12 protein-coding genes are annotated in these 13,528 nt (G+C 67.3%); 7 read left to right on the forward strand and 5 right to left on the reverse strand.

From position 1 onward, the window contains the following. Positions 1–3: 3 nt before the first annotated feature. Positions 4–699 (reverse strand): pirin family protein, encoded by a 696-nt coding sequence (locus LXM88_RS18035; protein WP_262535467.1) that lies wholly within the window; start codon positions 697–699, stop codon positions 4–6. Between the two features lie 361 nt (positions 700–1,060). Between LXM88_RS18035 and LXM88_RS18040 the strand changes: the two genes are divergently transcribed. From LXM88_RS18040 to LXM88_RS18055, 4 genes are all read left to right on the forward strand, one after another. Then, the gene (locus tag LXM88_RS18040; RefSeq protein ID WP_262535469.1) at positions 1,061–1,843 is read left to right on the forward strand and encodes an ABC transporter substrate-binding protein; all 783 of its coding nucleotides are present in this window, start codon (positions 1,061–1,063) and stop codon (positions 1,841–1,843) included. A 217-nt stretch (positions 1,844–2,060) separates the two neighbouring features. Then, positions 2,061–2,750, forward strand: a complete 690-nt coding sequence (locus LXM88_RS18045) for an ABC transporter permease (RefSeq protein ID WP_124452854.1) — start codon at positions 2,061–2,063, stop codon at positions 2,748–2,750. Beyond that, positions 2,747–3,460, forward strand: coding sequence for an ABC transporter permease (locus LXM88_RS18050; protein WP_262535470.1), 714 nt, complete (start codon positions 2,747–2,749; stop codon positions 3,458–3,460). Before LXM88_RS18045 ends, LXM88_RS18050 begins: the two co-directional genes overlap by 4 nt. An 18-nt stretch (positions 3,461–3,478) precedes the next feature. Further along, positions 3,479–4,258: an ABC transporter ATP-binding protein gene (locus LXM88_RS18055; RefSeq protein WP_096471492.1), complete on the forward strand. Its 780-nt coding sequence runs from the start codon at positions 3,479–3,481 to the stop codon at positions 4,256–4,258. Between the two features lie 54 nt (positions 4,259–4,312). On the opposite strand, the gene LXM88_RS18060 is transcribed toward LXM88_RS18055, so the two are convergent. Continuing rightward, the gene (locus LXM88_RS18060) at positions 4,313–4,810 is read right to left on the reverse strand and encodes a GNAT family N-acetyltransferase (RefSeq protein WP_262535472.1); all 498 of its coding nucleotides are present in this window, start codon (positions 4,808–4,810) and stop codon (positions 4,313–4,315) included. A 133-nt stretch (positions 4,811–4,943) separates the two neighbouring features. Between LXM88_RS18060 and LXM88_RS18065 the strand changes: the two genes are divergently transcribed. Together LXM88_RS18065 and LXM88_RS18070 are read left to right on the forward strand one after the other, a co-directional pair. After that, positions 4,944–5,870, forward strand: coding sequence for a LysR family transcriptional regulator (locus tag LXM88_RS18065; protein ID WP_262542874.1), 927 nt, complete (start codon positions 4,944–4,946; stop codon positions 5,868–5,870). Positions 5,871–6,427: 557 nt separating this feature from the next. After that, the gene (locus LXM88_RS18070; protein ID WP_262535473.1) at positions 6,428–7,513 is read left to right on the forward strand and encodes a porin; all 1,086 of its coding nucleotides are present in this window, start codon (positions 6,428–6,430) and stop codon (positions 7,511–7,513) included. A 140-nt stretch (positions 7,514–7,653) separates the two neighbouring features. On the opposite strand, the gene LXM88_RS18075 is transcribed toward LXM88_RS18070, so the two are convergent. Further along, the gene (locus LXM88_RS18075) at positions 7,654–7,992 is read right to left on the reverse strand and encodes a P-II family nitrogen regulator (RefSeq protein ID WP_006398637.1); all 339 of its coding nucleotides are present in this window, start codon (positions 7,990–7,992) and stop codon (positions 7,654–7,656) included. A 65-nt stretch (positions 7,993–8,057) separates the two neighbouring features. Further along, positions 8,058–9,809 (reverse strand): NAD+ synthase, encoded by a 1,752-nt coding sequence (locus LXM88_RS18080; protein WP_262535559.1) that lies wholly within the window; start codon positions 9,807–9,809, stop codon positions 8,058–8,060. Between the two features lie 109 nt (positions 9,810–9,918). On the opposite strand from LXM88_RS18080, the gene LXM88_RS18085 reads away from it, so the two are divergent. Further along, positions 9,919–11,097: a GNAT family N-acetyltransferase gene (locus LXM88_RS18085; protein ID WP_262535560.1), complete on the forward strand. Its 1,179-nt coding sequence runs from the start codon at positions 9,919–9,921 to the stop codon at positions 11,095–11,097. Positions 11,098–11,193: 96 nt separating this feature from the next. Here the strand turns inward: LXM88_RS18085 and LXM88_RS18090 are convergent, their stop codons facing one another. Beyond that, positions 11,194–13,452 (reverse strand): glycoside hydrolase family 3 C-terminal domain-containing protein, encoded by a 2,259-nt coding sequence (locus LXM88_RS18090; protein WP_262535561.1) that lies wholly within the window; start codon positions 13,450–13,452, stop codon positions 11,194–11,196. Between the last annotated feature and the right edge of the window lie 76 nt (positions 13,453–13,528).

The raw sequence follows: 13,528 nt of genomic DNA on the forward strand, positions 1-13,528 counted from the left end.
CGTTCAGGCGACGTCGAACAGCAGCACCTCGGCCGCCCGGCCACGCGCGAACGCCACCGCGTCCACGCCGCCGATGCCCGCGCCATCGCCCGCCGCCAGCACGCGGCCATTGATCTCCACCTCGCCGCGCGCCACATGCGTGTAGACGCGGCGGCCGGCCGGCACGTCGAACGCCACCCGCTCGTCCCCGTCGATCCATCCCGCGAAGATTCGTGCATCCGCGTACACCGGCAGCGAGCCGTCGTCGCCGTCCGGCGACGCGACGAGCCGCAGCCGGCCGCGCCGGTCGTCGTCGGCGAAGCGCGTGTGCACATAGCCGGGCCGGCCGCCCGGCCCGGCCGGCGCGAGCCAGATCCGCAGCAGGCGCAGCGGCTGGTCGCGCGACGCGTTGGTTTCGCTCAGCATGATGCCCGTGCCGGCGCTCGTGCGCTGCACGCCGCCCGCGCGGACGATCGCACCGCTGCCGAGGCTGTCGCGGTACGCCAGCGCGCCGTCGAGCACGTAGGTGACGATTTCCGCGTCGCGGTACGGACGCATGCCGAAGCCGCGGGTCGGCGCGATGCACTCCTCGTTCAGTTCGCGCAGCGCGCCGAACGCCGGCGCGCCGCCACGACCGGCGGCGCGGGGAAAGCTGTGATGGGATTCGTGCCAGCCGTGGCTGCGCTGGTCGCGATCGGCGGCGCGACGGATCTGGAACATGGGGCAGCACTCCGTGAGACGCACTGTTTCTGGTATGCCCCAACTGTAAGGTTGCACCGACCACGCGACAATCCGTCGACCGTGCACCGGATCGTTGCGCCCACGACTGCAATTGATGCAATACCCATTGCGAATACGGTCATTACCGCAACAGCCGAATCGAAGAATCGATCGATCGCGCCGGATTGCCGTTTTCCGGGTATCGCGTTCGGGTAAAATACCGCCCTTTTGGCGTTCGCCCGTCCGGCGGCCGCCATCGCCAGAACGCCGATCGGCGAATTTTGGCCGTCTAGAATACGCCGCGGCGCCCGGTCCGACCGGCCGCGAGCGCCCCCGGAAAGTCAGCAACAGAAGGATGGAAATGAAGAAGGCCGCCCTGTGCGCCGCCCTCGCCCTCGTGGCGGGCAGCGCCTTCGCGAAGGAGTGGAAGACCGTGCGGATCGGCGTCGATGCCAGCTACCCGCCGTTCGAGTCGACCGCGCCGAGCGGCGAGATCGTCGGTTTCGACGTCGATCTCACCAAGGAGATCTGCAAGCGGATCAACGTGAAATGCGTGTGGGTGGCGCAGGACCTCGACGGGATCATTCCGGCGCTGAAGGCGAAGAAGTACGACGTCATCGTGTCGTCGCTGACCGTCACGGACAAGCGCCGCGAGCAGATCGACTTCTCCGACAAGGTGTACGACGCACCGGCGCGGATGATCGCGAAGACCGGCTCGCCGCTGCTGCCGACGGTAGCGTCGCTGAAGGGCAAGCGCGTCGGCGTCGAGCAGGGCTCGACGCAGGAAACCTACGCGAAGGCGTACTGGGAACCGCAGGGCGTGACGATCATTCCGTACCAGAACCAGGACCAGGTCTATGCCGATCTCGGCTCGGGCCGCCTCGACGCGACGCTGCAGGACGAACTGCAGGCCGACTACGGCTTCCTGCGCACGCCGCGCGGCAAGGGCTTCGCGTTCGCCGGGCCGGAAGTGAAGGATCCGAAGACGATCGGCGACGGCACCGCGATCGGCCTGCGCAAGGAAGATTCGGACCTGAAGCTCAAGATCAACAACGCGCTGGCCGACATGCACAAGGACGGCACGTACGACCGGCTGTCGCACAAGTACTTCTCGTTCAGCGTCTATTCGGCTGCGGCCCGCTGAGCGCCGACAAGAAGAAGCAACGGATGCGGGGGCGGCCCCGCGTCCGGGCAGTACAGGCAGTCAACCACGCGCCGCCCGCCCCCTTGCCCGCCGCTCGCGCGACGGGCTGGCCCGGCACCCTTGCCGGGGCGGACGGTCATGATACGCACGGGGCGTTCCGCGCAGCTTGGCGGACGCGTCTTTCGCGGTGCACTGCGTGCGCCGTCAAGGACCACATATGTTTCTACAAGGTTACGGCCCGCTGATCCTCGCAGGCACCTGGCAAACCGTCAAACTGGCGGTGCTTTCGCTTGCGCTGTCGTTCCTGCTGGGTCTGCTCGGCGCCGGTGCGAAGCTGTCGCGCAACCGCGTGACGAACGGCGTCGGCACCGTCTACACGACGCTGATCCGCGGCGTGCCCGACCTCGTGCTGATGCTGCTGCTGTTCTACAGCCTGCAGATCTGGCTGAACATCGCGACCGACGCGCTCGGCTGGGACCAGATCGACATCGACCCGTTCCTCGCCGGCGTGCTCGTGCTCGGCTTCATCTACGGCGCGTACTTCACCGAGACGTTCCGCGGCGCGTTCCTGTCGGTGCCGCGCGGCCAGCTCGAGGCCGGCAGCGCGTACGGGATGACGAACTGGCAGGTGTTCACGCGGATCATGTTCCCGCAGATGATGCGCTTCGCGCTGCCGGGCATCGGTAACAACTGGCAGGTGCTCGTGAAGTCGACCGCGCTCGTGTCGATCATCGGCCTGGCCGACGTCGTGAAGGCGTCGCAGGACGCCGGCAAGGGCACGCTGCGGTTCTTCTTCTTCACGCTGATCGCGGGAGCGGTCTACCTCGCCATCACGACGATCTCGAACTTCGTGCTGATGTGGCTCGAAAAGCGCTACTCGACCGGTGTCCGCAAGGCTGACCTATGATCGAACTCATCCAAGAATACTGGCGCAACTATCTCTACACCGACGGCTATCGCATCACCGGTGTCGCGATCACGCTGTGGCTGCTCGTCGTGTCGATCGGCCTCGGCTTCTGCCTGTCGATACCGCTCGCGGTCGCGCGCGTGTCGAAGAAGAAGTGGCTGTCGAGCGCCGTGTGGCTCTACACGTACGTGTTCCGCGGCACGCCGCTCTACGTGCAGCTGCTGCTCTGCTACACGGGCCTCTACAGCCTGCAGGCCGTGCGCGGCACGCCGATGCTCGATGCGTTCTTCCGCGACGGGATGCACTGCACGCTGCTCGCGTTCACGCTGAATACCTGCGCATATACCACCGAGATCTTCGCGGGCGCGATCAAGGCGACGTCGTACGGCGAGATCGAAGCCGCGCGCGCGTACGGGATGACGCCGTTCACGATGTATCGCCGCGTGATCCTGCCGTCGGCGCTGCGCCGCGCGCTGCCGCTGTACAGCAACGAAGTGATCCTGATGCTGCACGCGACGACGGTCGCATTCACCGCGACCGTGCCGGACATCCTGAAGATCGCCCGCGACGTGAACTCGGCGACCTACATGTCGTTCCATGCGTTCGGCATCGCCGCCCTGCTCTATCTCGTGATCTCGTTCGCGCTCGTGTGGCTGTTCCGCCAGGCCGAGCGCCGCTGGCTCGCGTATCTGCGCCCGCAAGGCAAGTAAGTTTTCGCAGGACTATTGATGAATTCCCAGACTCAGAAGCTTTTCGTCGACGATCTGCACAAGCGGTACGGCGACAACGAGGTGCTCAAGGGCGTGTCGCTGAAGGCGAACTCGGGCGACGTGATCAGCGTGATCGGCTCGTCCGGCTCCGGCAAGAGCACGATGCTCCGCTGCATCAACTTCCTCGAACAGCCGAACGCCGGCCGCATCTTCGTCGACGGCGAGGAAGTCCGCACCGCCCTCGACAAGGCCGGCGCGCTGCGCGCGGCCGATCCGAAGCAGTTGCAGCGCGTGCGCACCAAGCTGTCGATGGTGTTCCAGCACTTCAATCTCTGGTCGCACATGAACGTGATCGAGAACGTGATGGAAGCGCCCGTGAACGTGCTCGGCATCCCGAAGAAGGAAGCCGAGGACCGCGCGCGCACGTATCTCGAGAAGGTCGGCCTCGCGCCGCGCGTCGAGAAGCAGTATCCGTCGCACCTGTCGGGCGGCCAGCAGCAGCGCGTCGCGATCGCGCGCGCGCTCGCGATGCATCCGGACGTGATGCTGTTCGACGAACCGACGTCGGCGCTCGACCCGGAACTCGTGGGCGAAGTGCTGAAGGTGATGCAGAAGCTCGCCGAGGAAGGCCGCACGATGATCGTCGTCACGCACGAGATGGGTTTCGCGCGCAACGTGTCGAACCACGTGATGTTCCTGCACCAGGGCCGCGTCGAGGAAGAAGGCGTGCCGGCCGAGGTGTTTGCCAACCCGAAGAGCGAACGCCTGCGCGGCTTCCTGTCGGGCAGCCTCAAGTAACGCACGGCCCCCGAACGGGCGCCCGCGGTTCGCCGCGCGGCGCCCGTTTTGCGTTTACGCGGCGCTCACCGGCGCGCTGTCGGCGAACGCGCGCAATTCGTCGCCCGCGAGCCGGTAGCGCACCCACTCGCTCTGCGGCGCGGCGCCGACGCTTTCGTAGAAGCGGATCGCCGGCTCGTTCCAGTCGAGCACGCTCCATTCGAAACGCCCGCAGCCCGATTCGACCGCGATCCGCGCGAGCGCCTTCAGCAGCCGCAGCCCGGCGCCCGCGCCGCGAAAGCGCGGCGACACGTACAGATCCTCGAGATAGAGCCCCTGCCGGGCAAGCCACGTCGAATACGAGAAGAAATACACGGCGAAGCCGGCCGGTTCGCCGTCGACCTCGCACATCAGCGCGCGCGCCGGCGACCCTTCGCCGAACAGGCTGCGCTCGAGCGACGCGGGCGTCGCGATCACTTCGTGCTCCGCCTTCTCGTAGACGGCCAGCTCGGTAATAAAACGCAGGATCAGCGGCACGTCGGCGACGGTGGCGGTACGGATGTCGATTTGCACGGGTTGAGCCCTCCTCCGGCCCGGACTTGAAACGGAAAGCGGCGCCGCACAACCGCGCTGGCGCCGATCAGACCGTCATGCTACGTTCGCGCGGTGCCTGCAGGAAGTGCAGTTTCTTCATCTCGACCTGAACATGATGCATCCCGACCTGCGCCGTCTCGACCTGAACCTGCTGCTCGCGTTCGACGCGCTGTACCGCCACCGGTCGGTCGCCGCAGCCGCTCATGAGCTTGCGATGAGCCCGTCCGCGCTGAGCCACGCGCTCGCGCGGCTGCGCGACGCGATCGGCGACGCGCTGTTCGTGCGCCTCGGCAACGAGATGCAGCCGACCGTGCGCGCCGACGACATCGCCACGTGGGCCGGCGACGCGCTCGACGCGATGTCGAAGGGGCTCGCCCGCGCGCGCCGCTTCGATCCCGCGCAAAGCGACCGCACGTTCGTGTTCGCCGCGACCGACTACACGGCGTTCGCGGTACTGCCGGCGTTCCTCGCGCGCATCCAGCACGTCGCGCCACGGTTGCGGATCCGCGTCGTGCATTCCGACCGGAAGATTTCCGTCGACGAGCTGGCGGCCGGCCGCATCGATTTCGCGCTCGGCTACCACGAGGAATCGACGGCCGACACGCCGGGCATCGAGGATTTCGACTGGTTCTCCGACGACTACGTCGTGATCGCGAGCGCCGCGCATCCGGACATCCGCCGGCGGCTGACGCTCGACCAGTACCTGGCGGCACGCCACGTGGTCGTCACGCCGTGGAACGAATCGCGCGGCGTCGTCGACTACGTGCTCGACCGGCTCGGCCTCGCGCGGCAGGTCGCCGTGCAGTTGCCGACCGTGCTCGCTGCGCCGTTCGTGATCGCGGAATCCGCACTCCTGATGACCGTGCCGAACCGCGCCGCGCAGGCGCTGCGGCACGCAGCGCCGATCCGCATCTTCCCCGCGCCGTTCGAAATCCCGCGCTACACGGTGAAGGTCTACTCGCACGCGAAGCACGCACGCACCGACGCGCACCGCTGGATTCGCGCGCAACTGCTCGACGCACGGCCGGGCCCCGGCTGAACTCGGCGCGCAGCGGCCGTGCGCCTTGCGCGACGGGCGTTGCAGGCACTGGACAGCGGCATCCGGCGGCCGCCAATTCATTACGAAATACTTACCGATTTAGCCTCTCTCGCGCCTACGCCCACGCCCCGGCAACGTCAATAGTGGCAATCCTTGACCCATGCTCGCGGAATTCGTGTCTCCCTTGCGCGACAAGGGTTTTCCGGTAGTTGCGAACCCTTATGGCACCTGTTGCGCACTGTGTTGCATGGCAAATTGACGACAGGTGTTAGTCAAACAACGATTTCCATCGCCACAAAATTGTATTTTTGCTAAATTAGTAACCAAAGTAGCAAAACGAAGTTCGTGAAATGTAGTTTAGCTTCACGACACTACAAGGAGACCCCGCAGGCCGACCCGGCTGCGCGGGACCGCTCAACGGTTTTCCGTCCGCTTGCCCGCGTGCTGCGCTTACCGGCCCTGCACGAGGTCTCCCTGGTTATCCCGCTTTTGCCCGGCGCTCGCGCTCCGGGCATCTCATGCAGTCTGGGTTGACTTTTTGACAGGGTATGGAGGAGATGATGAAGAAAGCTTTGGTCGCGGCCGCGCTGATGGCTGCTGGGGTGGTAACGGCGCACGCGCAGAGCAGCGTCACGCTGTATGGCCGCCTGGATGCAGGCATCGAGTACATGAACGGCCTGCAAGACGGCCACCGAGTGCGCGCGGAAAGCGGCGACTGGGGCACCAGCCTGTGGGGCTTGAAGGGCAGCGAGGACATCGGCGGCGGCAACAAGGTCCTGTTCCACCTCGAAGGCGCGTTCAACACGATGACCGGCGGTCTCGGCACGTCCGGCTCGATCTGGGATCGTTTCGCGACGGTCGGCATCTCGAACGACCGCTACGGTACGCTGCTGTTCGGTCGCGAACTCGCGATCGCGAACGGCGTGTGGGACTTCGACCCGCTGGGTCAGTCGAGCTGGTCGTCGGCATCGCTCGTGCGCGGCCGCAACTGGAACAAGACCAGCAACAACGTGTCGTACCAGTCGCCGCAGTTCTACGGCCTCGACTTCTACGGCCAGTTCGCGTTCTCGAACTCCACCAGCTTCAACGGCAACACGACGTCCGGCCAGCCGGGCCGTGCAGCCGGCGCGCAGATCACCTACACGAACTCGCTGTTCCAGTTGCGCGGCATCTACGACGAAACGCGCGACAGCAACGGCCGCTTCTCGGACGTGTTCAACTACTCGCGTGAATACTTCGCGGGCGCGAACGTGTTCCTCGGCCAGTTCAAGCTGCAGGCTGCCTACCAGTCGTCGCACGCGGACGGCAGCGGCGGCCCGGCCGTCAACAACGGTATCACCGGCACCCAGCAGGTCTGGGGCGGCGTGACGTGGCAAGCGACGCCGGCGGCAGCGCTGATCGCGGCCGTGTATCACGTGAACGCGAACCACGGCGGCGGCAACGCGAACATCTACACGGTCGGCGGCTCGTACAACATCTCGAAGCGCACGCTGTTCGACATGCAGGTCGCGACGGTGCGCAACAGCTCGACGGCCAACTTCAGCCTGAACGCGAACGGCGCCGGCACGGCCGTGTCGACGGGCAACCCGCATCCGGGCGGCAGCCAGACCGGCGTCTACGCCGGCATCCAGCACCTGTTCTGATCAGGCGCCGTCCAAAGAACGATTCGGCAACACTTTCCACGCTGCTGCGAGAGGCGCGTATCGGTGCGGTACCCTACCGGGTATCGCACCGTTTTTTATTGGCGGGCCGGTTTCGTGCGGCCCGCGTACGCATGCGTTACTCAGACGGCCGCTTCGTTCTCTTCGCCGGTGCGGATGCGGATCACGCGCTCGACGTCCGACACGAAGATCTTGCCGTCGCCGATCTTGCCGGTGCGCGCCGCGCCGATCACTGCATCGATGACCTGGTCGACCTGCGCTTCCGCGACGACCACCTCGATCTTCATCTTCGGCAGGAAGTCGACGACGTATTCGGCGCCGCGATACAGCTCGGTATGCCCCTTCTGGCGGCCGAAGCCCTTCACTTCCGTCACGGTCAGGCCCGTGAGACCCACTTCAGCGAGCGCTTCGCGGACTTCGTCCAGCTTGAACGGCTTGATGATGGCGGTGATGCGTTTCATGATGGTTGTCCCTCAATGCTCGTTTGGATGAAAAATCGCGACCCCGATTGTAAGCCGTGCGCGGGTCAGTCGAGACGCTCGGTAAAACGCGACGTGATCGGGTAGCGCCAGTCGCGCCCGAATGCGCGATGCGTGACGCGGATGCCGATCGGCGCCTGGCGGCGCTTGTATTCGTTGATCTTGATGAGCCGCGTCACGCGTTCGACGTCGGCCTGTGCATAGCCGGCCGCGACGATCTCGGCGAGCGGCCGGTCTTCTTCCATGTACATCCGCATGATCGCGTCGAGCACGTCGTACGGCGGCAGGCTGTCCTGGTCGGTCTGGTTCTCGCGCAGCTCGGCCGACGGCGCGCGCGTCAGGATCCGCTCGGGAATCACGTCGCGCAGCACGTAGTCGGCCGTCTCGTTGCGATAGCGGCACAGCCGGTACACGAGCGTCTTCGCGATGTCCTTGATCACCGCGAAGCCGCCGGCCATGTCGCCGTACAGCGTGCAGTAGCCGACCGCCATCTCGCTCTTGTTGCCGGTCGTCAGCACGATCGAGCCGAACTTGTTCGACAGCGCCATCAGCAGCGTGCCGCGGATGCGCGCCTGGATGTTCTCCTCCGTCGCGTCTTCCGCGCGGCCCGCGAACTCGCCCGCGAGCGACGCGCGGAACGCGTCGAACATCGGTGCGATCGCGATCTCGTCGTAGCGCACGCCGACGCGTCGCGCCATCTCCGCCGCATCGGTGGTCGAGATGTCGGCCGTGAAGCGCGACGGCATCATCACAGCGCGCACGCGCTCGGGCCCGAGCGCATCGCACGCGACGGCCAGCACCAGCGCCGAATCGACGCCGCCCGACAGCCCGATCAGCACGCCGGGAAAACCGTTCTTGCCGATGTAGTCGCGCACGCCGGTCACGAGCGCGCGGTACACCTGCGCGTCGGTCGACAGCGCGGGCGCGATCGCGCCGGGCAGCGGCCGCGCGCCGTCGAATTCGACGATCGCGTGCCCTTCGTCGAACTGCGGCATCTTCGCGACGAGCGCGCCCTGCGCGTCGAGCACGAACGAGCCGCCGTCGAACACGAGTTCGTCCTGGCCGCCGACGAGGTTCACGTACACCATCGGCAGCCCGGTCTCGCGGATCCGCGCGCGCAGGATGTCGATGCGCACCGCTTCCTTGTTCATGTGGTACGGCGAACCGTTCGGGATCAGCAGCACCTGTGCGCCGGCCGCCTTCGCGATCTGCGCGGCCGATGCGTGCCACGCGTCCTCGCAGATGATCACGCCGTATTTCACGCCGTTCAGCTCGAACACGAGCGGCTCGGCGTCCGTCGCAAAATAGCGCTTCTCGTCGAACACTTCGGCGTTGGGCAGATCCTGCTTGCGGTAGGTGCCGGCGACCTCGCCGCCGACGATCAGCGACACCGCGTTGAAGGTGTCGGTGGGCGGCACGCCGCGCTCGATCGGGCGGTTTGCATTACCATCGACGGCTGACGCGAGCGGATCGCCGCCCGACGGATCGCCGCCCGACGGAGCGCCGCCCGGCAGATCATCACCCACGCCGCGCAACGGATGGCCGACCAGCACCGCGAGCCCGTCGAACGCCTTCAGCGCGTCGGCGAGCGCATCGAGCGCGGCGGCCGCCGCCGCGTAGAACGCGGGCCGCAGCAGCAGGTCTTCGGGCGGATAGCCGGACAGCGCGAGTTCGGGCGCGACCATCAGGTGCGCACCATCGTTGTGCGCGGCGCGCGCGGCCGCGACGATCCGCGCGACGTTGCCGGCGAAATCGCCGACGGTGACGTTGATCTGGGCGAGAGCGAGTCGGGTCTTCATGACGGGATCGGCGCAGCCCGGCGGCGCGCCCTGAACGGCTGACGAAATCGACCCGGGCGCGGGCCACGGCGGCACGCATCCGGCAACATCCAACGGTACGGAATCACGCTTGAAACACGAACGCATCGATTATCGCACGGGCATCCTGTCGTCCCCCGCGGAGGTGCCGGCCGACGAATGGAACGCGCTGCTCGCGCGCGACGCGCAGCCGACGCCGTTCCTGCGCCACGAATTCCTCGACGCGCTGCACGTCGCGCGCTGCGCGGTCGACGATACCGGCTGGTCGCCGCACTTCGTCACGCTGACCGACGAGCGCACGGGTCGCCTCGCCGCTGCCGCGCCCGTCTATGCGAAGCAGCATTCGTACGGCGAATACGTGTTCGACTGGGCGTGGGCCGACGCGTACCAGCGCAACGACCTGCCCTACTACCCGAAGCTGCTGTGCGCGGTGCCGTTCACGCCGGTGCAGGGCACGCGCCTGCTCGCGGCCGACGACGACGCGCGCCGCCGGCTCGCGGCCACGCTGCTCGCATTCGCCGAGCAGAGCGACGTGTCGTCGCTGCACGTGCTGTTCCCGACCGGCGACGAAGCGCGGCTGCTCGAATCGATGGGGATGATGCTGCGCGAAGGCGTGCAGTTTCACTGGCTCAACGACGGCTACCGCCACTTCGACGATTTCCTCGCCACGCTCGAGCAAAAGAAGCGCAAGAACATCCGCGCGGAGCGGCGCAAGGTGCACGATGCGGGCGTGACGTTCCGGCGGCTGACCGGCGACAGGATCACCGACGCCGACTGGCGCTTCTTCTCGCGCTGCTACCGGCAGACCTATCGCGAACACTTTTCGAGCCCGTACCTGAACCTCGACTTCTTCCGCACGATCGGCGCGACGATGCCCGAGAACCTGCTGCTCGTGATCGCGGAAGCCGACGGCAAACCGATCGCGAGTGCGCTCGCCGTCTACCGGCGCGGCGAGCGCGGCGGCGGCACGCTGTACGGCCGCTACTGGGGCGCGCTCGAGCACGTGCCCTGCCTGCATTTCGAAACGGCCTACTACCAGTTGCTCGAATTCTGCATCGAGGCCGGGCTCGACACGTTCGAAGGCGGCGCGCAAGGCGAGCACAAGCTCGCGCGCGGTTTCCTGCCGACCGTCACGCACTCCGCGCACTGGCTTGCACACCCGGCGTTCTCGGATGCAGTCGCGCGCTTTCTCGAACGCGAGACCGAGCATATCCACGCGTACGTCGACGAACTGCGCGAACACGATCCGTTCCGGCGCGGCACCGAGTAGCGCGAGGCGGCTCGTGTGCCGGCCCGCATCGGGCAACTTCGGCACCGGGCCGGCCCGGGCGCAGCCCCGCGCCGACCCGGCGCATCACGCGGCCGGTCAGCGCGCCGCGAGCGACACCGCCTGAGACAGCGCCTGCGGATCGCGCGACGACGCGGCGGCCGTGAGCGTATAGCTGCCCGCATTCACCCGCCATGCATGCGTGCTCACGTCCCAGGTCGAGAAACGCTGCGACGGAATCGCCACGCTGACCGTGCGCGCCTCGCCCGGCTGCAGTGCGACCTTGGTCCAGCCGACCAGCCGCTTCGGCGGTTCGCCGAGCGACGCGGGCAACGCCGCGTAGACCTGCACCGTCTGCACGCCGGCGCGCGCGCCTGTATTCGTCACCGTCACCCCGACCGTCACGTTGCCCGATGCGTCGGCCCGCGTGGTCATCGCGGAAAGCGCATACGTCGTGTACGACAACCCGTAGCCGAACGGGAACAGCGGCTCGATCGCCTTCGCGTCGAACCAGCGATAGCCGTACGCGAGGCCTTCCGCATAGACCGATTGCTGGCTCGCCGGGTCGATCGCCTGTTGCGGCAGGTCGGCCTCCTGTTTCGGGAACGTCAGCGGCAGCCGGCCCGACGGGTTCGCGTCGCCGAACAGCAGGTCCGCGATCGCCTGGCCGCCCTGCACGCCCGGATACCACACGTCGAGCACGCCGTGCACGTTCGCGAGCCACGGCATCAGCACGGGGCTGCCGTTCTCGAGCACGACGATCACGCGCTTCGCCTTCGCCGCGACCGCCGCGATCAGCGCGTTCTGGTCGTACTGCTGGTTGTACGGATCGGCCTTCGCATCGGGCAGCGACAGGCTCGCCAGGTCGAGCCCTTCCGTCTGCCACTGCGTCGCGAACACGATCGCGACATCGGCCTGCGCGGCCGCGGTCGCGGCGGCGTTTGCGTCCGTCCCGTCGAGATAGCTGACCGATGCGTTCGGCGCCTTCGCGCGGATCGCCGCGAGCGGCGCGGACTTGTACCAGGTCGCGCAGCCGCCGAACAGCGTATCGGCCGGCTGCTGGCAGGTCGTCACCGCATTGCCGTCGATCGCCGGCACCGCGCCCGAGCCGCCGCCCGACAGCACCCCCACGTCCGCATGCCCGCCGATCACGACGACCGACTTGAGCGTGCCGGCCGCCAGCGGCAACACGGCCTGCGCATCGCCGGGCGCGACCGCATTCTTCAGCAGCACCGCGGATTGCCGCGCGATCGCGAGCGCATCGGCGTTGCCTGCAGCTTCGTCGATCGCACCGCCCGCCTTCGGCGGCGCGTCCATCACGCCGATGCGGATCAGCGTGCGCAGCTTGCGCTGCACCATGTCGTTCAGCCGCGCGACCGACACGCTGCCGGCCTGCAGCGCCGCGCGCAGCTTCGTATTGAAGTACGAGCCGAGCGGCGCGTTGCCGTCGTCGGCCGCGCCCGGCTGTTCCTCGTCGAGCCCCACCTGCACGGCCGCGACCGTCGAGTGCGTCGCACCCCAGTCCGACTGCACGACGCCCTTGAAGCCCCACTCGTTCTTCAGCACCGTCGTCAGCAGATACGGGTTCTCGCACGCATAGACGCCGTTCAGCTTGTTGTACGAGCACATCACGTTGCCCGGCTGGCCGTCCTTCACGCCGATCTCGAACGCGAGCAGCTCGGCCTCGCGCATGGTCCGTTCGTCGACGACCGAATCGATCGTCATCCGGTTGGTTTCCTGGTCGTTGAACGCGAAATGCTTGATCGTCGCGATCACCTTCTGCGCCTGTGTCGCCTGCGTGCGCGCGCCGCTCAGCGTGCCCGCGAGCACCGGATCCTCGCCCATGTATTCGAACGTGCGGCCGTTGCGCGGCTCGCGCGCGAGGTTCACGCCGCCGCCGAGCCCTTCCGCGAAACCGAGCGCGCGCAATTCGAGCGCGATGCGCGTGCCGTAGGTGCCCGCGAGCGCCGGGTCCCACGTCGCCGCGAGCGCGACCGGCGCGGGCAGTGCCGTCACGCGCGCATTCTTCACGTTCACGCCGCCCGCCGAATCGGCGCTGCTGACGCCCGGAATGCCGAGCCGCGGCACGCCCGGAATGTAGCTCGCGCCGTTCAGCGCGTCGGCCGGAAACGGCCCGCCCAGGTCGAGCGCGGGCAGGCCCGTGCCGTGCACGAGCTGCAGCTTTTCGTCGGTCGTCAGTTGCGCGACCAGCGCGGCCGCGCGCTGGTCGGCCACGGCATCCGCGTCGACCGACGTGGATGCCCCCGGCTGGATGTCGTCGCCGCCGCACGACGCGAGCACCATCGTGAGCGCGCACGCGGACGCAATTGTCGAACACCGGAACAGCGAAGTTTTCATTGATCCTCCTGAATCGATCTGTTGTACTGGTCGCCACACTCCAGCGTCCGAGTCTAAAAATCGACCGGTCACCACG

This window comes from Burkholderia sp. S-53, from assembly GCF_025560745.1.
Lineage (GTDB): Bacteria > Pseudomonadota > Gammaproteobacteria > Burkholderiales > Burkholderiaceae > Burkholderia > Burkholderia pyrrocinia.